This is a genomic window from Paenibacillus donghaensis, assembly GCF_002192415.1.
In the GTDB taxonomy this organism is placed as follows: domain Bacteria; phylum Bacillota; class Bacilli; order Paenibacillales; family Paenibacillaceae; genus Paenibacillus_AQ; species Paenibacillus_AQ donghaensis.
The window spans coordinates 7,632,579-7,654,978 of the sequence record NZ_CP021780.1; the positions used below are offsets into that span (position 1 = coordinate 7,632,579).

The 22,400-nt window shown below is 50.8% G+C and carries 19 protein-coding genes; 13 read left to right on the forward strand and 6 right to left on the reverse strand.

Annotated features, from left to right (window positions below):
• The first annotated feature begins 251 nt into the window (after positions 1-251).
• From B9T62_RS34645 to B9T62_RS34685, 9 genes are all read left to right on the forward strand, one after another.
• A complete protein-coding gene (locus B9T62_RS34645; protein WP_211296388.1) occupies positions 252-1,232 on the forward strand; it encodes an alpha/beta hydrolase in 981 nt (326 codons plus the stop codon).
• A 791-nt stretch (positions 1,233-2,023) separates the two neighbouring features.
• The gene (locus B9T62_RS34650; protein WP_087919406.1) at positions 2,024-2,413 is read left to right on the forward strand and encodes a NusG domain II-containing protein; all 390 of its coding nucleotides are present in this window, start codon (positions 2,024-2,026) and stop codon (positions 2,411-2,413) included.
• The gene (locus B9T62_RS34655) at positions 2,397-2,960 is read left to right on the forward strand and encodes a Gx transporter family protein (RefSeq protein WP_087919407.1); all 564 of its coding nucleotides are present in this window, start codon (positions 2,397-2,399) and stop codon (positions 2,958-2,960) included. The genes B9T62_RS34650 and B9T62_RS34655 overlap by 17 nt, the downstream gene beginning before the upstream one ends.
• A 16-nt stretch (positions 2,961-2,976) precedes the next feature.
• Entirely contained in the window at positions 2,977-3,834 is an 858-nt protein-coding gene (locus B9T62_RS34660; protein WP_087919408.1) for an ATP-binding cassette domain-containing protein, read from the forward strand.
• Positions 3,825-4,724: an ATP-binding cassette domain-containing protein gene (locus B9T62_RS34665; RefSeq protein WP_087919409.1), complete on the forward strand. Its 900-nt coding sequence runs from the start codon at positions 3,825-3,827 to the stop codon at positions 4,722-4,724. Before B9T62_RS34660 ends, B9T62_RS34665 begins: the two co-directional genes overlap by 10 nt.
• Entirely contained in the window at positions 4,721-5,512 is a 792-nt protein-coding gene (locus B9T62_RS34670; RefSeq protein ID WP_087919410.1) for an energy-coupling factor transporter transmembrane component T family protein, read from the forward strand. Before B9T62_RS34665 ends, B9T62_RS34670 begins: the two co-directional genes overlap by 4 nt.
• Positions 5,513-5,550: 38 nt before the next feature.
• A complete protein-coding gene (locus tag B9T62_RS34675; RefSeq protein WP_087919411.1) occupies positions 5,551-7,476 on the forward strand; it encodes a peptidase U32 family protein in 1,926 nt (641 codons plus the stop codon).
• A gap of 139 nt (positions 7,477-7,615) precedes the next feature.
• Positions 7,616-8,917 (forward strand): aspartate aminotransferase family protein, encoded by a 1,302-nt coding sequence (locus B9T62_RS34680; protein ID WP_087919412.1) that lies wholly within the window; start codon positions 7,616-7,618, stop codon positions 8,915-8,917.
• Positions 8,904-9,785: a UbiA-like polyprenyltransferase gene (locus B9T62_RS34685; RefSeq protein ID WP_087919413.1), complete on the forward strand. Its 882-nt coding sequence runs from the start codon at positions 8,904-8,906 to the stop codon at positions 9,783-9,785. Before B9T62_RS34680 ends, B9T62_RS34685 begins: the two co-directional genes overlap by 14 nt.
• 1,075 nt (positions 9,786-10,860) lie before the next feature.
• Here the strand turns inward: B9T62_RS34685 and B9T62_RS34690 are convergent.
• The 5 genes from B9T62_RS34690 to B9T62_RS34710 all read right to left on the reverse strand — a co-directional run bounded on the left by B9T62_RS34690 (position 10,861) and on the right by B9T62_RS34710 (position 16,928).
• Positions 10,861-11,841: a polyprenyl synthetase family protein gene (locus B9T62_RS34690; RefSeq protein ID WP_087919414.1), complete on the reverse strand. Its 981-nt coding sequence runs from the start codon at positions 11,839-11,841 to the stop codon at positions 10,861-10,863.
• 18 nt (positions 11,842-11,859) lie between these two features.
• Positions 11,860-12,309, reverse strand: a complete 450-nt coding sequence (locus B9T62_RS34695; protein WP_087919415.1) for a hypothetical protein — start codon at positions 12,307-12,309, stop codon at positions 11,860-11,862.
• Positions 12,310-12,500: 191 nt separating this feature from the next.
• Positions 12,501-14,381 carry an FAD-dependent oxidoreductase gene (locus tag B9T62_RS34700; RefSeq protein WP_087919416.1) on the reverse strand — a complete coding sequence of 627 codons (1,881 nt, stop codon included), beginning with the start codon at positions 14,379-14,381 and terminating at the stop codon, positions 12,501-12,503.
• A gap of 46 nt (positions 14,382-14,427) precedes the next feature.
• On the reverse strand, positions 14,428-15,345 hold the full coding sequence (locus tag B9T62_RS34705; RefSeq protein ID WP_087919417.1) for an FMN-binding protein: 918 nt from the start codon (positions 15,343-15,345) through the stop codon (positions 14,428-14,430).
• Positions 15,346-15,716: 371 nt separating this feature from the next.
• On the reverse strand, positions 15,717-16,928 hold the full coding sequence (locus B9T62_RS34710) for an IS701 family transposase (RefSeq protein WP_087913645.1): 1,212 nt from the start codon (positions 16,926-16,928) through the stop codon (positions 15,717-15,719).
• Positions 16,929-17,216: 288 nt separating this feature from the next.
• Here B9T62_RS34710 and B9T62_RS34715 point away from each other — a divergent pair, with 288 nt between their 5' ends.
• The 4 genes from B9T62_RS34715 to B9T62_RS34730 all read left to right on the forward strand — a co-directional run bounded on the left by B9T62_RS34715 (position 17,217) and on the right by B9T62_RS34730 (position 21,157).
• A complete protein-coding gene (locus B9T62_RS34715) occupies positions 17,217-18,614 on the forward strand; it encodes an ATP-binding protein (RefSeq protein WP_087919418.1) in 1,398 nt (465 codons plus the stop codon).
• A 119-nt stretch (positions 18,615-18,733) separates the two neighbouring features.
• Positions 18,734-20,008 carry an MFS transporter gene (locus B9T62_RS34720; RefSeq protein ID WP_087919419.1) on the forward strand — a complete coding sequence of 425 codons (1,275 nt, stop codon included), beginning with the start codon at positions 18,734-18,736 and terminating at the stop codon, positions 20,006-20,008.
• 20 nt (positions 20,009-20,028) lie between these two features.
• On the forward strand, positions 20,029-20,694 hold the full coding sequence (locus B9T62_RS34725; protein ID WP_087919420.1) for an NAD(P)H-binding protein: 666 nt from the start codon (positions 20,029-20,031) through the stop codon (positions 20,692-20,694).
• Between the two features lie 82 nt (positions 20,695-20,776).
• Positions 20,777-21,157 carry a RidA family protein gene (locus B9T62_RS34730; RefSeq protein ID WP_087919421.1) on the forward strand — a complete coding sequence of 127 codons (381 nt, stop codon included), beginning with the start codon at positions 20,777-20,779 and terminating at the stop codon, positions 21,155-21,157.
• 476 nt (positions 21,158-21,633) lie between these two features.
• Here the strand turns inward: B9T62_RS34730 and B9T62_RS34735 are convergent, their stop codons facing one another.
• A complete protein-coding gene (locus tag B9T62_RS34735) occupies positions 21,634-22,395 on the reverse strand; it encodes a TspO/MBR family protein (protein WP_087919422.1) in 762 nt (253 codons plus the stop codon).
• Between the last annotated feature and the right edge of the window lie 5 nt (positions 22,396-22,400).

Below are 22,400 nucleotides of genomic sequence, written 5' to 3' on the forward strand. Positions count from 1 at the left end.
TAATTAGATGCACTTTTGCAACTAAATCAATGGTTCGAATTTAGAGAACTCCCATGGAGCTGGAACTTCCATGGGGGTAGCATACTAAGGTCTAAATAATAAACTTTTTCTGGTCTTTTGCATGGGTTTAACTCCATAAATTATCCTTCTATTTCTCGCAGAAACGGATGCCGCCTCTTGCTGAGGAAGGCGAAGCCGTTTCTTCTTGATATCGGTATAGCCGTGTTATACTGCCATAGAGCAGTTGAAATATGCCGGAAGGCCGGGTGAAGCAGACAGTGATATGGAGCATTATATTAATAGCGGTATTGGTTATTCTTGCCGGAGTGGTCACGTATGCGGGATTTTTCTTCTACGGGGTAGCTATAAAGCGGGCGCCGAAGGAATTTCTCAGCAAAACTCCGGATTTAAAGGTTGACCCTCCGGTAGCGGGTGCATCGTGGGGGGAAGGCAAGGACTGGGTCGCCCGGCATGACCTGGATAAGGTGGAGCTGATCTCGGAGGACGGTTTGAAGCTGCAGGGCTATTTTATCGCTTCGGAACAGGCTAAGGGACGTACAGTGATTGTGGCCCACGGCTATTCCGGCAAAGCCAAAGACATGGGGGCGTACGCGAAGCTATATTACGAGAAGCTTGGCTATAATGTGCTGCTGCCGGATGCCAGAGGGCATGGCGAAAGCGCAGGCAATTATATTGGTTTTGGCTGGCCGGAGCGCCGGGATTATCTGCAATGGATTCATTATGTGATGGAACGTACGGGGCCACAGGCGCAGATTGTACTGCATGGGGTATCCATGGGAGGCGCGACGGTGCTTACAACCTCGGGTGAATCGCTGCCGTCGCAGGTGAAGGCTATTGTGGCGGATTGCGCCTTTAGCTCGGTGAAAGCGCAGCTTGCCTATCAGCTGAAAAGAATGTATCGTCTGCCAAGCTTTCCGTTCGTGCAGATTGCAAGCCTGGTTACCCGTCTGAAGGCAGGGTATTTCTTCGGTGAAGCCTCTGCCATGAAGCAGGTGGGCAAGGCCAAAGTTCCGATTCTATTTATTCATGGGGACGCGGATACATTCGTGCCATATGAGATGATGGATGAGTTATACGAGGCCTGCAACAGTCCTAAACAGAAATATACGGTGGCGGGCGCAGGGCATGGTCTGGCCTATGATACGGATAAAGGGGAATATGCCCGCAAAGTAACTTCTTTTGTGAATCAATATGTAAAAAGTAGCCCTTAAATGTAGACAGCGCCCGGGTATCCGCAGTATTGCGGTTACCCGGGCGCTTATATTTCCACACATGGCAGACGAACCTTAAGGTCCACCATAGTTCGGTTCCTGTATCGTTATCCCCCGCCGTCCGTGAGTGACGGGTGTCATAATTCCTTGTTTATTTCCAGCAGCCGTGTGGCGAGAGTAATCCTTCCAAAACGACAAGAACCCTACCTCTCTCTTGCCCTTGCGGCTCCGTGGCCGCGCCAGTGTGAATCGGAATGCTATGTTTGAATTTCATCTCATAAAAAGGAAGAGTACTGCAAGAAAACGTAAGATTTTGTGTCCAAAATGCCGATAAAAAAGTAAGAGTGAAACATCGGCTTGACATCTTCTTGATGGGGATGTATATACGGGAAATCAAATATTATTATAATATAACATATAATCATCAAAAAAGCAAATTTGTTGATTGTGGCAGACAGCAGACAGTCAGACGGATCGGGGCAAACATGGGATTATATGCAACATTTCTAAAGAAACAGACTCGACTATTTCGGCAGGCCCAGCTCCGTCAGCCATACCGACTACACCAGTCAGACGGGCTGAATTTCCAGATTATATGCTGAAGCACCTCCGCATACAGCCCGTAATGTTCCAGCTTCGACAGGCTGTAAGATGTGGAGGTTGTTTTGCGTGCCTATTTTGTGAACAGCTCTTGAAAAGCGACAATTAACGACTACATTGATTGAAGGATTCCAGGCAGACCGTTATAATTAATAAGTCTGGATTTTAATTAAAACTTAAGGGAGATTTCTATGAAACGCGCAGATGTGCTGCTGATTTCGATCGTCCTGATTGCTGCGCTTGCTTTTCTCGCACCGAGATGGTTAGCTGGCGACAGCAACAAGGGTGGGCCCGACAACAAGCTTGTAGCCAATGTGACGGTGGACGGCAAGCTGTTCCGGACGATTGAACTGACTGAAGAAGAACAAACTATTGAGATCCGCACGGATCAGGGCTATAACATTCTGAAGGTGTATGATTACGGTGTTGAGATGTATGATGCCGACTGCCCGGATAAAGTATGTTTAGGTTTTGGATTTATTACCTTGCCCAAGCAGACGATCGTATGTCTGCCGCATCGGGTACTGGTGGAGATTGCGAGTGCGTCGGGGGAGGATGATGTAGATGCCTATGTCCAGTAGTGAATCGGCTACCGTTCTCAAAAGAACGGTAATTATCGCCATCTTCGCTGCAGTTGCCGTAGTGCTGGGACTTATAGAAGCCCAGATTCCACTGGTGGGCATGGGCTTCATGCCTGGTGCGAAGCTGGGATTTGCCAACATTATGGTTTTGACCTGCATTTATTTTTTGCGTGGCCGGGATGCGTTAGTCCTGGTTATCCTCAAGACATTGCTCACCGCCTTCCTGCTGGGTACCTTCTCCAGCCTGCTGTTCAGCTTGTTAGGTTCCCTGCTGAGCTTCGTGGTTATGTTCCTGCTGTTGAAGCTGTTCGGCAAGAAATTCAGCCTGATCGGGATCAGCATTGCCGGAGGCCTGGCTCATAATGTGGGACAACTGCTGGGTGCAGCTATGGTGTTTGATTCCGCGAGCATTCTGTATTATTTGCCGGTACTGCTGATTAGCGGTGTGGTCACGGGGATTGCCGTTGGTTTTGCGGTCCGTTATTTGGTAGATTCTTTATCCAAAATATCATTGTTTGAAGAATTCCTGGACGCCCGGTCACAATAGCGGAAGGATGACTAACATGAATGAATTGCACACACAAGAAGATCACGGGCAAGGAAAGGCGCAGACGGTAATTGCACTGAATGGAGTATCGTTTGGCTATGATCCCACACAGCCGATTCTGCATGATATCTCGCTTGAGATTCCTCAGGGACAGTGGGTGAGTGTAGTCGGTCCGAATGGCTGCGGCAAATCAACTCTGGTGAAGCTGCTGAATGCGCTGCTGCCGATTAGTAGCGGAGAGATTGAGATCTGCGGCCTTAAGCTGATGGAGGCCAATATCGGCAGTATCCGCCAGATCATCGGTATGGTCTTCCAGAATCCGGACAACCAGTTTATCGGGGCAACGGTAGAGGAGGATCTGCTGTTTGGGCTGGAGGGGATGTGTTTGCCTTACGCCGAGATGGAGCAGCGCCTGCAATTATATAGCCATAGACTGGGGATTGCCTCTCTGATGTCCAAGCATCCCGGCGAGCTGTCGGGAGGCCAGAAGCAGCGGGTGGCCATTGCGTCCATTCTTGCTATGGAGCCAGGCATCGTCATCTTTGACGAGGCCTCTTCAATGTTGGATGAAGGCAGTCGAAATGACCTGCTGGCTATTCTGAAGGGCATGCAGGCGGAAGGGAAATACACGATTCTGATGATTACCCATGATGCCGACGAGATTCTGGCCTCCGATCGGGTGCTGGCGCTGCATGGAGGTGGTCTTGCGGCAGATCTGACCCCTGCCGAGCTATTCCAGGACGCCCTATTGCTGGAGAAATGCCACCTGCGGGATCCTTACACCTGGCAGCTTGCCCGTGAGCTGCGCAGCCTGGGCATTCGGGCAGATGTGCCTGCGAGTGAAAAGGAGCTTATAGAAACGTTATGGCCGTAGAACTTCAACAAGTAAGTTATACCTATGCTGACCGGAGCCTATGGAGGCATACCGCGCTTCATAAGCTTGATCTTCATATCAAGCCCGGCACCATGGTCGGAATCGCCGGAGCTACCGGCTCCGGCAAGTCAACGCTGCTGCAGCTGTTCAACGGTATCCTCAAGCCGACCGAAGGCAAGGTCCGGGTGTTGGATGTGACCATTCAGGCAGGGGAGAAATCGCCGAAGCTGCTGGGATTGCGCCGCCGGGTGGGGCTGGTGTTCCAATTTCCCGAGCAGCAGATGTTCGAAGATACGGTGGAGAAGGATTTGATCTTCGGCCCGCAGAACTTCGGGATGAGCCCTGAGGAAGCCAAGCAGCGTGCGGCCCAGGCGATGGAGGATATGGGTCTTCCGCTGGAGCTGCTGCAGCGGAATCCCTTTCGGCTGAGCGGCGGCCAGATGCGCAAGGCAGCCATTGCCTCCGTGCTCGCGATGGACCCGGAGGTGCTGGTGCTTGATGAGCCGACGGCCACCCTGGACCCGGTCAGCCGCGGCGAGCTGATTACCCTGCTGGAGCGGCTGTGCCGCGAGCAGGGGCGGACGATCATCATCGTAACCCACCGGATGGATGAGCTGCTGCCTTTTGCCGACAGCTGGCTCTTGCTGAAGGATGGAGCGATCACCTTTGAGGGCAGTCCGCAGGCGCTGGGGCAGGACCCTTCTGTGCTGGAGCGGTGCGGCCTGACTGTGCCGCAATCGCTGCGCTACTGGCATGCTCTTGCCAGCCGCTTCGGTCTGGAGCACGAGCGGCCCTGCCTGACCGCCGCCAGTCTGGCGGCGCGGATTGCCGCCCTCTCACCGGCAGGAGCCGGCAATTCGGCATCCGCGAGAGAAGAGGGCTGCCGATGAATGAGAAGCTGGTGATTGGCCGCGTCATTGAAACCGGCTCCTGGGTTCATAAGCTGGATGCCAGGGGCAAAATTATCGGCATGCTGTTCTATGTCGCCGTGATTCTAATGTCCCGCACTTGGCCGGACATGGCGCTGCTGGCGCTTTTCTCTGTGACGGTTATGGCATCCACCCGGATTCCGCTGAAATATTTCCTCAAAGCGGCAAAACCCTTGCGGTATCTGATGCTGTTTATCTTCATCGTCCAGCTGCTGTCTGTGAAGGAGGGGGCGGTCTGGCTGTCTCTGGGTTCGCTTAATCTGTATGAGGGCGGTCTGCGGCTGGGGGCCTTCTCGGTCATCCGGATGTTCTTTCTAATCACTTTTACCGCGCTGCTGACTTTCACAACTACGCCTGGCAAGCTCAATCAAGGCCTGGAGGGCATTCTTGCACCCTTCAAGAAGTTGGGTCTGTCGCCGGATCGGATCACGCTGATGATCAGCATTGCCCTGCGCTTCATTCCAACCATTCTCGAAGAAGCGCAGACGATTATGAAGGCCCAAGCCTCGCGGGGGGCTGATCTGCAGGAGCTGCCGCTGAAGGAGAAGGGAAGGCTGCTGGTTTCCTTGCTGGTCCCGGTGATTGCCGGTGCCTTCCGGCGGGCGCAGGACCTGGTCTACTCCATGGAAGCCCGCGGCTTCCGCATGGATGCTCCGCGCAGCCGGTATCATACTCCGAAATGGGGCGGGACGGATACTGTTTTTATCTGCCTGTTCGTGGGGATAGGTATCGCTGTAGCGTTATTATAAAAGGTACTCAAGTTGTAATTTAGTAGGGGGAAACAGTAATGGCACGTTATTTTAATGGTAAAGAGGTTGAATTGCTCGCTCCGGCGGGGACATTTGAAATCTTCAAAGAAGTGATTGCTTCCGGTTGTGATGCGGTCTATTTCGGCGGTCCGGTGCTAAATATGCGGATGATGCGCAAGGGTTACAACCTTTCTCATGAGGAAATTGTCCAGGCCCTAGATATAGCTCATCGGCTGGACAAAAAGGTATATATCACCGTCAACAACCTCTTCAGCGAAGAGGATGTGGAAGAAGCCAAGGAATATCTGCGTTTCCTGGACGGGGTGCGTCCGGATGCGCTGATTGTGCAGGATATGGCTGTACTGGAGCTGATCCGTGAGCTGGATCTCACCCTGTCTGTGCATGCTTCGGTGATGATGAACGTGCACAACCTGGAGATGATTCATGCGCTTGGGGAGCTTGGCGTCAGCCGGGTAGTCACCTCGCGTGAAATGGATCTGCAGACTGCGAAGCTGCTGGGACAGCGCAGCGGCATGGAGCTGGAATATTTCATTCATGGGGATATGTGCTCGGTGCACGGGGCGAATTGCTACTTCAGCTCCCAGGTCTTCGGCATGAGCAGCAACCGGGGCAAATGTATGAAGCCTTGCCGCTGGGATTACCGGATCAAGAAGGACGGGTATGTCTTCCCAGCCGAATATCCGCTGGCTGTCAAAGATATGTCTATGTATGAGCATCTGCCTGAGCTGATTGAGTCGGGAATTACCTCATTCAAAATCGAAGGCCGGATGCGGGATAAAGAATTTATTGTATCACTGGTGAACAGCTACGGCGCTGCAATTGACCGTTACATCGCAGACCCGATCGGATTCGATCGTACAGTGGATTCCAAGGCCTTGTACCGCAGCCGGAAACGCGATTTCTCCACAGCGTATGCTTTTGGCAAACCGGGATTGTCCAATATTAACCGCCGTTATGAGGGGACAGGCAAATTCTACAGTACAGGCAAGGTATTCAGTACACCGACCGCAGAGCGGGAGCTATCAGAGCAGCGTGTGGCGGAACTGCGGGAACGGCTGTCACGGGACAGACGTGTAGGGCAGCATAAGCCGGAGCTTGCCGTACGTGTGAACAACATGGAGCAGGCGCGACTGGTGCTGGAGCTGGGCGTGGAGAATCTGTATCTGCCAGGCGATGTGTTTGAGCCGGACCGTCCGTTCTCGAAGGCGGATATTCAGGAGCTGGGTGAGCGTAAGGGCGAGACCAAACTGTACCTTGGCATGCCGCGGATGATGACAGAGCTGCATTTTGACCAATATGATCAGCTGCTGAGCGGAGAACGCCTGCCGATTGACGGACTGCTGGTGACCAATCTGGGGGCAATCCGCCGCTATAGAACCTCGGGATATCCGATGATAGGCGATGCCAGCCTTAACGTATACAACCATCTTTCAGCTGCACTCTATACAGGCCTGGGAGTAGAGCGGCTTACAGTATCACCGGAAATGACGATGGAGCACTTTGCCGAGTTCACCGCCCATTATGACGGTCCGCTGGAGGTTGTTGTTCATGGCACACCAGCGCTGATGTACATGGAGCATGACCTGTATGAGAACACCGAAGTGATGGAGCCGATTGCCGAAGAGGACAACCTGTATGCTCCGAGAGGAGTGCTGGTACTGAAGACCGACAAAGGTGAGAATCCCGTATACCGTGACCAGCATGGCCGCTGCCATCTGCTGTTTGCCAAGGAGTTATGCTTCCTGCCGATGCTGGGAGAGATGAGTGGGCGGGGGATATCCAGCTTCCGGATTGAAGCGGCTACCTATACCGTGGATCAGCTGGAACAGATCATCAAAGCGTATCAGCACAAGCTGGACGGTGGTGCGGAAGAGAAAGACCTGCTGGGTGGAATGAAACCTCTGTACGCAGGATATACGCTGGGCGCATTGCAATTCAATTAATTAAATTTTAAATATATACGCGACTTGAAAAAGGATATTTTTACGCGATACTAAGTTATTATTTTCACAATCCATCAGACTCTATCCAAGATATAACCATCAGGTTTATGATGGAAGCAAGGAAAGTGAGGCATTCTACATGAAAACTGAACTCTTTATCGGGCGCACGCAGGTTGAGGCGAAGCGGCAGCAATATTTCTATCCTTGTACACAGCATTTCTACCGCAATTCTCCCCAGCTGGTGCGCGGCTCCATGCAATATGTATATGATGAGCTGGGAAAAGAGTACACCGACTTCTTCGCCGGTGTCTCCGTGGTCGCCTGCGGTCACTGCAATCCGGCTATTACCTCGCGGACAATCGCGCAGCTGCAGCAGCTGCAGCATACCACAACCGTCTATCTGACCCAGCCTGCCGTAGATCTGGCAGAGCGGCTGGAAGAGGTGCTGCCGGGTGATCTGCGACGGACCTTTTTCGTAAACAGCGGCTCTGAGGCCAATGAAGGCGCGCTGCTGCTGGCCCGGATGCATACCGGCCGCAAAGGCTTCATTGCCCTGGAGAGCGGTCTGCACGGACGGACCAATCTGACCATGAGCGTAACCGGCCTGCCGATGTGGCGGACCGATAAATATCTGGATAAGGACGTGGTGTTTATCCCGCGGCCGTACCAGGAGGATCTAAGCCTGGAGGAAGCAGCTTCCTTGTCGCTGGAATCACTGGAGCGGGTGCTTGAAGAGAAGGGCCATACGATCGCAGCCATGATTGTAGAGCCGATCCAGGGCAATGGCGGAATGATTATGCCTGCGCCGGATTACTTCCGGCAGGTCAAGGTGCTGCTGGAAAGATACGGCGTGCTGCTGATTGCCGATGAGATTCAGACCGGCTTCGGCCGGACCGGCCGGATGTTCGCCATGGAGCATTACGGCGTGACCGCCGATATCGTCAGCATGGCCAAAGCGCTGGGCAATGGGGTACCGGTAGCGGCCTTTGCCACCACGGACGAGATTGCGCTCTCGCTGAACCGGCCTTCCGCTTCGACCTTTGGTGGCAATCCCGTATCAGCGGCCACAGCACTGGCTGTGCTGGATTATATCCGCGATCAGCAGCTGCCGGAACGGGCAGCACAGCTCGGAGAGCGACTGAAAGCCGGACTGCTGGAACTTCAGCAGCGTTATCCGGCAGTAATCTCCCATGTGCGCGGAACGGGTCTGATGCTGGGTGCCGAGCTGTCCGGGGCGTCCGCTGATCAAGCGGCTCAGCTCACGGACCGGGTGCTGGAAGCGATGAAGGATCACGGATACCTGATCGGCAAAAACGGAATAGGACGCAACGTGCTGGCCTTCCAGCCTCCTCTGATCATTACGGAAGCCGATATTGACGGTATGCTGGGCGTACTGGATTCGGTTCTGGCGGAGGAGGACAAGACAGATGGTCCTCTATAATGTGTTCAAGCAAGCTGCCCTGAAGCTAAAAATGTTCAGCGAGCTGGTGATGTTCTCCCATACTTTATTCTCTTTACCCTTTGCTATCATCTCTATGGTATGGGCAGCCGGTGGCTGGCCTTCAGGCCATGTGATGCTCTGGGGTCTAATCGCGCTGATTGGGGCGCGCAATGGGGCCAATGCCTTCAATCGCCTGGCCGACCGTACCTTCGACCGGCTGAACCCGCGCACGGCACACCGCCACCTGCCGCAGCACCTGCTTGCGGAGAAAGAAGTGGTGCTGTTCGTTATCATCAACTATGCCATTTTCATTGTGGCTTCAGGGATGCTGAATCTGCTCTGTCTGCTGCTCTCACCGGTAGCGATTGCACTGATCTCCAGTTATTCCTATACGAAACGGTTTACTTTTCTCAGCCATCTGTATCTGGGCTTTGTGATTGCTTCTGCACCGATTGGGGCATGGTTCGCCGTTACAGGCAATATCGCCTTCACGCCGTTTGTGATTGGTACGGTAGTGATGCTCTGGATCGCCGGCTTCGATATTATTTACGGCACCCAGGATATTGAATTCGACCGCCGTCATGGCCTCTGGTCGATCCCGAGCTTCTTCGGACTGGAGAATGCGCTGCGGATTGCCAAAGGACTGCATTTCATCATGGTTATGCTGCTGCTGTTCCTGTACCTCTGGCGCGATTTGGGCTGGATCTATCTTGTGGGCATCGGAATCGCGACGTTGCTTCTGATGACCGAACACAAGATCATCAAGCCTGCCAACCGGCGGATGATGAAGGTAGCCTCCTATAATCTCAATCAGGTGATCAGCATGGTTATCTTGCTCTGTACGCTGCTGGATTATTTCTATCTATAACTGCAGCATGATTGATCTAAGACATTAAAGTGATATTTCATATGGTTATATCTCCTAGCTTGTGGAATAATATTGAAAATACAAGCGGAAGGTGAGTGATTTGAGTTACAAATGGATCATTAGGCTGCTTATTGTTCTAAATGTGGTAAGTTTAGGAGCCATAATCAAATCAGGCACCGAAATAGTAGAGCTGTCTGCGTTCTTTACGACGATGATAGCTTCCTTATGGCTCCTGAATCAACAACGTAACAGAGCTTTGAAATAAGCAGAGTGTTCACCACAAGAGACTGTCCCGTAAAGCCGTGAAATGGCCGCTGGGACAGCCTTGGTTTTTTGGAGGGGACAGACTTGGGGCACTTTGTGTGGACGCTGCGCGAACGAACCGTCGTTCCAATCGCTGTCCGTCAGACCCAGGTGACCGCTCCGCTGTTCCACAATCGCTTTCGTTCTCTCCGCGCTTTTGGGTGGACCAAGTTCCTAATCGAACCGAGAAAATAAATCAGCGCTTCTCCATTTATTGGAGAAGCGCTGATTTATTTTCTTTTGTATTTTTCGAGTAAATATAGAACGTGAACTTAAGAATGAAGCAGCGGAGTTGGCATAAAGCCAAGTGTATAAGGCATTCTGCCAACTCCTGATGTAACATTCTTAAGTTCATCTTATATAGATGCATTTTTGGTTACTACTTAGGTCCCACTGAAGGATGTAGAATGCTACACTAGAGCTTTCAGAGAAATTAGATGCGAAGGTGCATCTAATTTCAGCTGGAATGCCTGTTATCGGGCAAATAAGTGCGAATCTGCAACTATTTTCGAGTAAAACGTTTGTTTAACGCTCAGAATCCGAAATTAGGTGTGTTTTCGCACTTATTTGCTCTAAAACGGAAAAAAACGGCAAATTAGATGCAGATTCGCAACTAATTCAGTAGATTGGATGAATATTTTAAAATATAAGAATTTATATGCTTCGCGCTATAAATTATCCTTCTATTTCTCGCAGTAACGGATGCCGCCTCTTGCAGAGGACGGTGAAGCCGTTTCTACTTGCTTATGGGCCAAGGCCCATTTCGCCGCGCCTAGTGATCACGCGCGGCGAAATACTGCAGCAGCGTCTGAAGATCGGCGTGGGCCGGGTAAGCGGAGAGCTGGCCGGCTATCGCCGCAGCCTGCTCCAGGTAATCCCGGCTGACCGCTTCCGCCTGCTGAAGGGCCGTGCTGTGCTTGATCAGCTCAAGCACATGGCCCACCTCGGCGCTGAAGGAGCCGGGGGTAATACCGCGGATGGCGGGAGCCAGCTCCGGGTCCCGCAGCGCGAAGATCACCGGCAGCGTGACCTGGCCATGGCGCAGGTCACTGCCAGCCGGCTTGCCCAGCACGTCCGTAGCCTGGGTGTAGTCCAGCAGATCATCCTGAATCTGAAAGGACATCCCCAAGGCTTCGCCGAAGCTGTACAGCAGATCGGCAAGCTCTCTGCTGCTCTCCGAGGACAGCGCACCTACCCGCAGGCAGGTTGCCATCAAGAGGGCCGTCTTGTTGCGTGATTTCTCCAGATACTGCGCCATGGAGATATCGTAGTTGAATGCCTGCTCCAGCTGCTGGTATTCACCCAGGCAGAGCTGGGCGGTTGCCACAGAGGACAGGTCATGGACATAGCGGTTCTTGTCACCTCTATATTTGCTTAACAGCTCAATGACCCGGGCGGACATATAGTTGCCGATATGAACGGCAGCAAGAGTGCCTGTTCCGATATGCAGTGCAGGTACACCACGCCTCAGCTCGGCATCATCGATGATATCATCATGAATCAGGGAAGCGGCATGGATAAATTCAGCCGCCGCAGCCAATTGGTAGGTCCGGCGGCCGGGAGCTTTACGCCCGAAACGGCTGCCGACCATGACCATAATCGGCCGCAGCCGCTTGCCGCCGGAGCCGATCAGCTGCAGAATGCTGTGCGACAGCTGAGAATCCTTGGGCACATCTTTGTCACGGGTCACCAGCTGTTCTATTTCTTTATTAATCTGAGCGAGGTCAATCGTTAAGACTTCATGCAGCTTCATGTTATGGTTTCCCACCTGTCAAATGGCTTTGCTTGTACGGCTCTGCGGTTTGCGCTCCTGCAGCAGGAACTGATCGATTCCGGCCGCTGGCTGATGTTCCGTTAAATCTCCATTGGCCCGTTTGATCTGCAGCTGTTTGATTGAAGGAGCCAAATAAGCAACCAGATCCAGCTCACGGCATTTCACCGCAAATTGAAGGTAAAAGCTGTACAAATAGTCTCCATCCAGAATGCTGCGCGTAAGGTCTTGATGATGCGGGACACATTCCATGTGGCGTTTCGCGGCCACAGTGAGGATCGTGTATATACCGAGCAAATGGACTTTGCGGTCGTATTCCAGATCATGGCGCTCCAGTACCGTGAGCAGCGGCTCCCAATCGGAAGGCATGAGGTCAAGCTCGATGCCGGCGATGGGTGACATTTCAGCCTGCAGCAACCGGAGGGTATCTACGATGAGAGTTCTGTTCATATGATTCTCTCCTTCTTGTCGGTTTTGCCGGAAGACACCATTCCCTGATCGTCCCTCCAAAACCATTCGTTCAGAAGAAACATTTTCTTCTTGATAAATAAGGAGAGTAATGTGTCCGGGGACACATTACTCTTAAGTGGAACCTATTTAAATTACATGATATGAAATGCAGTTTAGCTGTAGAGGTCTTATCAGTCGGTGTAGAGATACCAGCGACGGACAATAGGAATTCTCTTCCACTGCTTCTTGAGCCATGGCAGAACATAATAATCGAGACCAAACACGCTGCCCGATCCGCCGATGCAAGCGATAGCTGCTGCAACATACCAGAGCATTTCGGTCGAAGCCATCTTGGTGGACCAGATCATTACAGCCATACCAATGGTAGCAATAGAGGACAGTGCTGTAAACAGACCAACGATCAGCATAACGCCAAACACCATCTCGGCACATACCATACCGATCTGGAACCATTTCGCCAGGAAGGTATAAGTACCATCCGGGTTGTAGAACATCAAATCCATGAACCAGTTGGTGACATCATAAACGAAGCCTGGAACCGGAAGAGCTTCAACCGCTTCTTTGGCAGTAACGACTGCCGACGCTGCAGATTGTGCATCTACCGTATCTTTTACAGCATCAACGGCCACACTGGCTGCCGATGCGGCATCTGTAGCATTAGGGGCGGCAGGAATCAGGAAGATCTTATCCGGGTCTTCCCAGATCTTCTTCATCTTGTCGATCCCTTCATACAGCCACATTCCCCCCAGAAGCATACGCAGCGGAACGAGCCAGAAGTTCGGGGAACGCTTGGAGAAGTAACCTCCAACGAAGCTCTTGCGGTTCTCTACATGGAAGAATTCATGCATCATATATGTCCATACTTTGTTGAAGCCAACAACCTGGGACAGATAGAACATATTAATCGCATGCTTGGACAGCATAGCCATGAAGCCGGTAAGCATGAACAGTTTGCCTGGAAGACCAACGTTCGCTACACCATAGCGGCTGCCGATAGATACCATTGTTCCATGGAAAGCTGGTTTGTATGCTTTTTTGGCTGTGCCGTTGATATCTGCGGCAATGTTGCCGGCAACTACCGGAGCAGCCTGTTCGGCATTCTCAACCATCTGCGGTACAGGACGGGTTTCGCCTTCAGGAATGAAGAAGATGTTGTCTCCGACTACATATACATTCTTATGATCAACACTTTCAAGGTGTTCATTGGTAACGATACGTTTGCGTCCCTGCTGTTCAACTTCAAGGTTGCCCACGATTTCGGAGCCTTCAACACCGGCAGTCCAGACAACCGTGTGCGCATCAACGACATTTTTCTCGCCAAGAGCCACACTGCCTTTGCCTACTTCGGTAATCTTGGCACCGGTAACGATCTCTACGTTCAGCTTGCGCAGGTATGCTTCAGCCTTCTGAATCAGCTTATCCGGCAGGATAGGCAGAATCTTCGGCGCCATATCGGCAACAATTAGCCGCACATCGGATGGGGCAATGTAGAATTCCTTGCACAGCTCTTCACGGTATTCTGCCATTTCACCAACAAGCTCTACGCCTGTGAAGCCTGCGCCAATAATAACGAAGGTCAACATCGAACGCCGTACAGCCGGGTTCTTCTCTTTGGCTGCCAGAGTGAACATGTCACGGATCTGGCGTTTCAGGGCAACAGCATCGTCGTTGGACCAGAAGGAGAAGGTGTTCTCTTCCGCGCCCGGAATACCGAAGAAGGTTGGCTTGCTGCCTGTGCCGATTACAAGGTAATCATAAGCATAGGTAGCTTTTTCGGATTTAAGCTTCTTGCTCTTGAAATCAATATTGCTGACTTCATCAAGTACAACATCTACTTTAAGACCGGCAAAGATTTTCTTCAGATCGATCTTAATTGAATCCTCAGGGGCGCGGTTTGCAGCAACCTCATGCAGCTCAGTTAATAGAGTGTGGTAGGGATTCCGGTCGATCAGCTTAATTTCTACATCTTTGTTGTTTTTAAATTTCTTTGCCAGTTTCTTAGCCGTGAGTACGCCGCCGTAGCCGCCGCCCAAAATGACTATTTTCTTCAAGAGAAACTCACTCCATTCATCTGTTTAGCTGCAAGAGGTGTGCGATTTACTTCGCGCCTTCGAGTGCTTTTTCTGCCAGTGTAAAGTATTCGCCAACGTGGACTGTTACCCCAGAGATGGCATCGGTTTTGCCTTCGGCATCAATAGCAGGTGCTACGCCTTTGTTTTGCAGGTAGTAATCCTGAGCCTTGGCGATTTCTTCATGCCATTCTGCCTGTGATCCGCCTTTTTCTTTCATGCCGTATTTACCATCAACTGAGAACTGCTGTTTGTCGTCGCCAGCAGCATTGACACCGCTGAACTTGGCAGCTACTACGTTGCCGTTGGCAACAGTCAGATCAACAGTGGATTTCCAGCCGGATTCAGCATCCATTTCGCCTTCAGCATGGTATCCGCCGTCTTTATAAGCACCAGCTTCTACCGGACCTGCAGCCAGGGCTGCCTGAGCTGAGGCAACGAAATCATTAACGTGTACAGATACGCCGGAAATAGCATCTGTATGTCCTTCAGCATCAAAAGTGATCGCCGCTGGATCCTGTTTCTCGATCAGGAAAGCTTCAGCTGTAGCTGCTTGCTCGTGCCATTCTGCTTGAGCGCCGCCTTTTTCCTTCATGCCATATTTACCGTCTTCGGAGAATTTCTTCTTCAGATCTCCAGCATTCTTGACGTTAAAGGCATTCCAGTCAGCCTTGGTGATTTTACCGCCTTCTACAGTCAACAGGGTATAAGTCTGCCAGCCTGTTTCCGGGTCAGCTTCGATCGTGCCGTAGTAGGTTCCGTCTTTGTACTCGGATGCAGCGTCTGTTGCAGGAGCATCGGTTGCTGCAGGAACAGCAGTTTCAGCAGCGGCATTGGTTCCAGCTGGAGCATTGGTTGCGGCAGTTTCATTGTTCGCGTTGTTGCCACAACCTGATAGTATCCCAAGAAGCAGAGCACTCGACAAGATCACAGAAGCTTTTTTCATTTGATATAACCCCCAAAAATATAGTTTAAAATATATATATTAAAATGTAAAACATTTTAATATTAATTGGAAGTGATTTTTATCACTTTATAAATGATATTTATCACATTTGTCAAGGCGTCGTCCGGCTTTTTGTAGCAAGCACATGACATATATCGGTAGTACATAGGAAAAAATTTAATTATTTCGTTTGTTACTACATGGCATTCTAACACAACCTAACGTTATATTACGTGAAAATAATCACTAATATCACCAAAAGTTATTTCTCAGTTGAATTATATCAAATTTTTAAATATATAGATACCTAGTTTAATAGACTATTATCTATAAATGAGCAAAAACGGATACAAAAAATTCCAAATCAAAGATCATGCTAATTTTAATCGTTTTTGAATCACTTGAAAAGGAATGTTCTTTCGGCCGCAGTCATAGATAAACTGGGCGATATCTTGTTTGACTTGCTTGCGAACGGTGCGTAGCCCATCGCCAAAGGAACAAGGCTGTTCAAGCCCCACGGTACAGAACAAATGTGTCCAGGCGAGTAGTGCCCATAGACGAATAAACGCAGTGGCCGAGCGAACTTGATACGTCTCGAATCCTAAATTACCTTTGGATTGTCTAAAGAAGATTTCAATCGGCCATCTTTTGCTGTAATACGTACAAATCGTCTCTGTCTCTAAAGACACATTCGTGCACAAAAAGGCGCGTAAAGCTTTCGGCTGACCAAAGGCTTGCTCAGGCCAACAGAGAAGTACGACTGCATTCGGGATGTCGTTTAAGGCTCCCTCATATCGGTACGTCCAGTACGAAGAACCATTCACGGTCACGAGGTGAACGTCTTTTTTGGACACATGCGCGGCAAAATGCTGAACCGAGATCCGGATGCCTTGCGGATAGAGAATACGATTGGTTTTTAAAGCGCCAATCAGGTGGTATCCTGCAGTCGCGTAGCTGTCAATGATCCGGGAGCAAGTAAACCAGGAATCGACAAGCGCATATCCCCCATATGGAGGCAAAGGCATCGTCGCAGCCATGTCACACACATGATCGATTTTAGTATAGACGGAGCCATCCGGATGAACTTTTTTTCTGTCGTATAGATCTATAGAATGAATCAATGCCGCTGCACCACATTGTACGATAGTGGCCTGAACCTGATGGCCCCAGACGGTTTTACCTTCGAGATGCGAATGATGATATCCAGTCTGTTCGATGGGAGACTTGGCCTGTGACGAAGGCTTGGTCTTCTTGCAAATCGAATCATCATGAATCACAAATAGAGGCTCCGCCGTTTGTGTGGACTCGCGGAGTACATGACGAATAGATTCTTGCTTCACTTTATGTTGAAGAATCCTTTCGTCCCAGTGCCCGTGAGTCAAAAAGTGCCCGAGAGCAGTGCGGTGACACGGGCTATAATCGGCTAGATCTACGACCTTACCCCGAAATCCTTTGGACGTTGCTGCTGCCATGTAAGATAGGATATGATTCATCACGGGTTTAGAGAAATATAAAGGCAACCGGTGCTGCAATAAATAGTTGCGAAGCATTTGATGATCAGGTACGATGGCGGTATGGGACATTGTGAGTTCTCCTTCGGCTAAAAAGTGTGTTGTGGTGACTACTTTTTAACACAAGGAGAGCACTTTGTCTCTATTCTTTTTGATTTTACAGTTTACTGGAAGCGAATTTGCTCATTTATAGCTATTATGTGACAAGATACGACTGTATTCTACTTCTTATCATATTAAATCTTCGCTGTCTCAAAAAGTGATAAACCGCACCGACGGATGCTTTTTTTGCCGGTGCTCTATGATAATATAGAAGAAATTAAGCCTTTTTATATTAGGGATTGCTGCGGGAGTGAAGCTATGGATTATCTCAAGATGTTTTTTGTAAATACGGCGTTGCTGATCACAGTGGCTTATCTGGCTAATCTTATCTATAAACATACGATTACACATGCACCCGATTACCTGAAAAGGCTGAGTTGGATCGTGCTGGCGATTTTCGCCGGATGGATCAGTTCTTTTTTTGGTTACCGGCTGGGTGAGCATGTAATCTTTGACCTGCGGTTTGTGCCGCTTATTATCGCAACGCTGGCTTATCCGCAGCCGCTGGTGCTTGTCTTAATTGGTGTGGCGACAGGGCTGCTGCGGTTAACCTTCGGAATCACTGAAGCTGCTTGGGCGGGCGTCATCAATTTATCTTTACTGGGTATCTGCTGCGCGGCGCTCAGCTTCTGGGTACGGCGCTCAGCCGCATCTGTACGCTTCAAGGGTGGGGTAGTTATTCTGCTGGTAAACCTGATAAATGCCATTAATATTGCTGTGTTTGGTGTAATTCCTTACAGGGAATATCTGCTGGAGATTATGCCGGTTACACTGCCCGCCGGGCTGCTGCTGAGCGTGGTCTTCGCTCTGATTATCCTTGACTTCCAGCAGGAACTGCTGCGCAATGAACAAATCAAAAGGGCCAATGCCTTGCTGTCGACCCAGACTGAGGAGCTGAAGAAGAATAAGATCGTGCTGGAAGAACGTGCGGAGCAGTTGATGATCGCCTCCCAGTTCAAGTCGGAATTCCTGGCGACGATGTCGCATGAGCTTAGAACTCCGCTGAACAGCATTATTAATCTTTCGCAATTAATAGAAGAGAATGAAGATTCCCTCAGCCAGCCGGAGGTGCGTGAATTCGGAGCGATTATCCACCGCTCGGGCGAAGACCTGCTGACGCTGATTAACGATATTCTCGACTTGTCCAAGGTGGAGGCGGGCCAGCTGGACATTATCAAGGAAGAGCTTAATGTCAGCGAGATTCCGCTGCTTCTTGCTATGCAGTTCGCGGTGACAGCGAGGCAAAAAGGGCTTGAATTTACCACTTCCCTTGGTGAATCGCTACCGCCCACGCTCCATTCTGATCCGCAGCGGGTTCAGCAGATTCTGCGCAATCTGCTCTCCAATGCGTTTAAATTCACTAAGGAAGGGCGGGTTTCTCTGAATGTCCGTCTGGAACAGCAGCGCTCGGACCGAATCAGGCAGGACTGGCTGGTTTTTGAGGTGAAGGACAGCGGCATGGGCATCCCGCCGGAGAGGCATGCGGTGATCTTTGAAGCCTTCCGTCAGGCTGATCCCACCATCAGCCGTAATTATGGAGGAACCGGGCTGGGACTGTCGATCAGCAATGACCTATCCAGACTGCTCGGCGGGTATATTACGGTTCAGAGCAAAGTAGGCCACGGCAGTGTGTTCTCCCTTTATTTGCCTGTTTAGCAGCGCAGCTGCATAGCAGGCGGGCAGCTCCAACATTATTTGTGATTTTACCGTATTGACAGCAGGTTGATGCCGAGTAGAATAGAGCCAATGCCGCATCTAAGGAGTGTTTTTGCCCGATGAACATCATGAGAAACCGGCCGCCGGCTCTTCGTCCCAAGCGTATCCGTAGAACCTCATTACACCGCAAAAATTTACAGATTGCTACACTGGAGGGGATACCTTCAACGATCTTCCAGGTGCTGCTCCAGGGGCAGTTTCTTACAGGCTTTCTGCTGTATCTGGGCGCAACCTCAAGCCAAATCGGCTTTGTGCTAGCGCTTACTACCCTGGTCAACGTGGGACAGATCGGTGTAGCCTTTCTGATTCAGAAGCTGCCAAGCCGCAAGTGGGCGATGGTTACTTTTATCGGCCTGCACCGGATTCTGTGGGCTTCCACAGGGCTTGTCCCCTTTCTGTTCCCCAAGGAGCAGTGGGTTATAGCCTTTATCGGATTGTATACGGCTGCATTTATTGCCAATACCGCAGGCGGGGTATTATGGAACTCTGTAATCAGCGACCTGGTTCCGCCGCGGGTCAGGGGACGGTATTTCGGCATCCGCAATACTTTTCTGAACGCACTGGGCAGTCTGGTGATGTACGGAGGAGGGGTGGTTCTGGACCGTTATCCGGGTGGAGACGGCTTCCTGATCCTTTATATTGTGGTCTGGATATTCTCCGCCTGCAATGTGCTTGTCTTCTTCTTCTACCCGGATGTTCATTTCGAGAAGTCGGAGGAGCGCAAATTCCTGCCGATGTTCAAGAAGCCGCTCCATGACACCTTGTTTATGAAATCGACGCTATTTCTGTCCGGCTGGCTGCTGCTGCAGAATCTGACGGTTCCCCTGTATTCGTATGTAATGCTGCAGCTGCTCGATATTAATTATGAAACGTTATCGCTGCTGAATGTTTCCCAGACGATTTTTATGATGGCCAGCTTCTACGTCTGGGGCAATCTGAATGCGAAATACAGCAATAAAAGACTGCTTTTCTACACGCTGCCGATTATTGCGGCTTCTTCGCTGCTATGGGGGCTCATATCGGTGCTGCCGCTGCTGCTGGTGCTGTTCGCGGCTCATATCGTGTTCGGTGTAGGTGTGGGGGGCTTTAACCAGCTTGCCTTCAATTTCATTATTGGCGACACCCCTAAGAAGGAACGCCCGATGTATATGGCTATGTATGCCGCGCTTACAGGTCTGGCTTCGTTTTTTGGCCCTCTGATCGGAGGGCAGATCTACGAAAGAATTGAGCACTGGCCGCAATGGGTTCAGGTGTACGGCATGCAGTTGCTCGTCGGTACACTCATGATCCTGCTGGCCTTCCTGCTCGGCAGACGTATCCTGAAGGATCAATAGAAAGCAAAGGGGGCCATTGAATGCCTAAGGTAGCATTAGTGCTGGGAGCGACCGGACTGGTAGGCCGTGCTCTTACGGAAGAATTGCTCCGGCGCAAGGAATGGGAGGAGGTACGGGTGCTGGTGCGAAAGCCGCTAACCCTGGAGCATCCCAAACTGAAACAGACGATTATCGATTGGGAGAAGCTGGAGCAGGCTGAGGATCAATTCACCGGAGTATATTCGGTCTTCTGCTGTCTGGGCACAACGATTAAGCAAGCGGGGTCCCAGCAGCAGTTCGAGCGGGTGGATCTGGATTATCCGCTTGCAGCCGCCGCTATTGCGGTTCGATCCGGCGTAAGCCAATTTCTGGCCGTCACGGCCATGGGAGCAAGCGCGAAATCGCGCAACTTCTATATTCGCACCAAAGGACGGGCTGAGGAGGGATTGATTGCCGCTGATTTTCAAGGCCTGCATCTGTTCAGGCCTTCGCTGCTGCTGGGCCAGCGGGAGGAGTTCAGGCTTGCTGAGCGGATCAGCACCGTGGTAATGAAAGCGCTGGATTTCATGCTGGTGGGCAAGCTAGCCCGGTACCGGGCTGTTTCGGATAAAGTGGTTGCCAGGGCGATGGTTAACATCTCGCTGGCGAATACACGCGGCGTTCATGTTTACAGCAACGATGTCATCCATGTGATCGGCAAAGGCTGAATCCTTTTATATAGTTGCAAAGGCCGAAGAGCAGGATGTACAATAAGCAGTAAAAGCGCTACAGGTGGAGAGGAGCAAGATCATGACGAAGAAGCAAGTAGCAACAAAACAGGCACCGGGGGCTATCGGTCCCTACAGCCAGGCCATTTCAGCAGGTAACTGGGTATATACCTCCGGCCAGCTGGGGCTTGATCCGGAGAACGGAACATTAGCGGAGGGTGTGCAGGAGCAGGCACGCCGGGCACTCCAGAATGTTCAGGCGATTCTGGAGGAGGCAGGCGCTTCCTTGGATCATGTGGTGAAAACTACGGTATATCTTAAGGATATGAACGATTTCGCCGCTGTGAACGAAATTTACAGCAGCTTCTTCACTGAGCCTTATCCGGCCCGCAGTGCCGTTGAGGTTGCCCGTCTGCCTAAAGACGGATTGGTGGAGATTGAGGCTGTAGCGCGCAAGAAATAGCTTGATTATACGTTAATACTTAGGACTCTTATAATAGGAACTATACAGACTCAGTTCCATCATTAGGGAGCCGAACAATTAGTTGCGAAAATGCATCTATTTAGCAGTTTTTTTCCGTTTTGGAGGAAATAAGTGCGAATACGCATCTATTTTGGACCTTTGGGCGTTTCAGGAGTGATTTACTCGAAATTAGTTGCAGATTTGCACTTATTCGCCTGCTAATGGACGTTTCTACTGAATTTAGTTGCAGTTTCGCATCTAATTACTCCTAAGGTTCCAGGGCAACACTCTAAATCCTGGCTGGAACCTAAGTAGTAACCAGTTTGCATCTATTTGCTCCGAACGTTCCAGTGTAACATTCCAAATCCTTGCTGGGACTAGGTTAGTAACGAATATGTAGCAAAGAGACAAGCCGATATTTATGCGGCTTGTCTTATTCTTGTTTCTTCTCCGTTGATAAAGAATCACCCCGCAGTTCAGTAGGCGCGGCGGCGGCGCGGGCTCAGGAACAGCCAGATGCTGTAGAGCAGCAGCAGTCCGGCCGTGATAAGACCCGTGAGGTATACATTGCCCGCGTCCTTGTGTTCAAGGGCAAGCGCAATGAAAGCCCAGACAAACACCAGCGGATAGATGCTGTCCCGGAAGGGATAGCTGACCCGAATGGCAAGCAGGGCGCCGACACAGAGCATAATTACGGCCCAGGTGGTGTCACTGAGGCCGAAGCCGTCCCACTCGTTCTTTTTGAGGATTACACTGAAATTAACAATAGTAGCTACTGAGATCCAGCCCAGATAGATGCTGAAGGGCAGCTTGATCAGCCATTTCTCACCTGTCGTAGGGTCCGGGATCCGGCGCGTGATTAGGTAGATGACAATCAGAGTGACCAGCATCAGCAGCATGGCCACAAAGGATAGCTCAATGTACAGGTAATGCCAGAGGAACAGCCAGCTCATATTAAATGCGCAGCTAAGGATAAACCAGAAGCCAATCGACTGTACAGAACCCCGTGGGCTTGTATCTGAACGGAATTGATAGATCACAAACCCGGCCAGAAGCACATAGATCAGTGACCAGATGGAGAAAGCATAACCGGCAGGCGTCAGATAGGTCTTATACCTGTCTGATATCTCCGCGGTGCTGTTCCCGCCGAGCGGCAGCAGAACAGAAAGTGCGTTGACAGCGATCATAGCCAGATAGAACAGAAGATTCCACCACTTATAAGGATTATTGCGACTCATCGAAT

What these genes read in the sequence shown, in the direction of transcription:
- B9T62_RS34650 (WP_087919406.1), top strand. Translation starts at nt 2,024, where the DNA reads ATGAAACGCGCAGATGTGCTGCTGATTTCGATCGTCCTGATTGCTGCG.
- B9T62_RS34670 (WP_087919410.1), top strand. Translation starts at nt 4,721, where the DNA reads ATGAATGAGAAGCTGGTGATTGGCCGCGTCATTGAAACCGGCTCCTGG.
- B9T62_RS34725 (WP_087919420.1), top strand. Translation starts at nt 20,029, where the DNA reads ATGCCTAAGGTAGCATTAGTGCTGGGAGCGACCGGACTGGTAGGCCGT.
- B9T62_RS34645 (WP_211296388.1), top strand. Translation starts at nt 252, where the DNA reads ATGCCGGAAGGCCGGGTGAAGCAGACAGTGATATGGAGCATTATATTA.
- B9T62_RS34675 (WP_087919411.1), top strand. Translation starts at nt 5,551, where the DNA reads ATGGCACGTTATTTTAATGGTAAAGAGGTTGAATTGCTCGCTCCGGCG.
- B9T62_RS34655 (WP_087919407.1), top strand. Translation starts at nt 2,397, where the DNA reads ATGCCTATGTCCAGTAGTGAATCGGCTACCGTTCTCAAAAGAACGGTA.
- B9T62_RS34735 (WP_087919422.1), bottom strand. Translation starts at nt 22,395, where the DNA reads ATGAGTCGCAATAATCCTTATAAGTGGTGGAATCTTCTGTTCTATCTG.
- B9T62_RS34705 (WP_087919417.1), bottom strand. Translation starts at nt 15,345, where the DNA reads ATGAAAAAAGCTTCTGTGATCTTGTCGAGTGCTCTGCTTCTTGGGATA.
- B9T62_RS34715 (WP_087919418.1), top strand. Translation starts at nt 17,217, where the DNA reads ATGGATTATCTCAAGATGTTTTTTGTAAATACGGCGTTGCTGATCACA.
- B9T62_RS34680 (WP_087919412.1), top strand. Translation starts at nt 7,616, where the DNA reads ATGAAAACTGAACTCTTTATCGGGCGCACGCAGGTTGAGGCGAAGCGG.
- B9T62_RS34690 (WP_087919414.1), bottom strand. Translation starts at nt 11,841, where the DNA reads ATGAAGCTGCATGAAGTCTTAACGATTGACCTCGCTCAGATTAATAAA.
- B9T62_RS34720 (WP_087919419.1), top strand. Translation starts at nt 18,734, where the DNA reads ATGAACATCATGAGAAACCGGCCGCCGGCTCTTCGTCCCAAGCGTATC.
- B9T62_RS34685 (WP_087919413.1), top strand. Translation starts at nt 8,904, where the DNA reads ATGGTCCTCTATAATGTGTTCAAGCAAGCTGCCCTGAAGCTAAAAATG.
- B9T62_RS34665 (WP_087919409.1), top strand. Translation starts at nt 3,825, where the DNA reads ATGGCCGTAGAACTTCAACAAGTAAGTTATACCTATGCTGACCGGAGC.
- B9T62_RS34695 (WP_087919415.1), bottom strand. Translation starts at nt 12,309, where the DNA reads ATGAACAGAACTCTCATCGTAGATACCCTCCGGTTGCTGCAGGCTGAA.
- B9T62_RS34660 (WP_087919408.1), top strand. Translation starts at nt 2,977, where the DNA reads ATGAATGAATTGCACACACAAGAAGATCACGGGCAAGGAAAGGCGCAG.
- B9T62_RS34730 (WP_087919421.1), top strand. Translation starts at nt 20,777, where the DNA reads ATGACGAAGAAGCAAGTAGCAACAAAACAGGCACCGGGGGCTATCGGT.
- B9T62_RS34710 (WP_087913645.1), bottom strand. Translation starts at nt 16,928, where the DNA reads ATGTCCCATACCGCCATCGTACCTGATCATCAAATGCTTCGCAACTAT.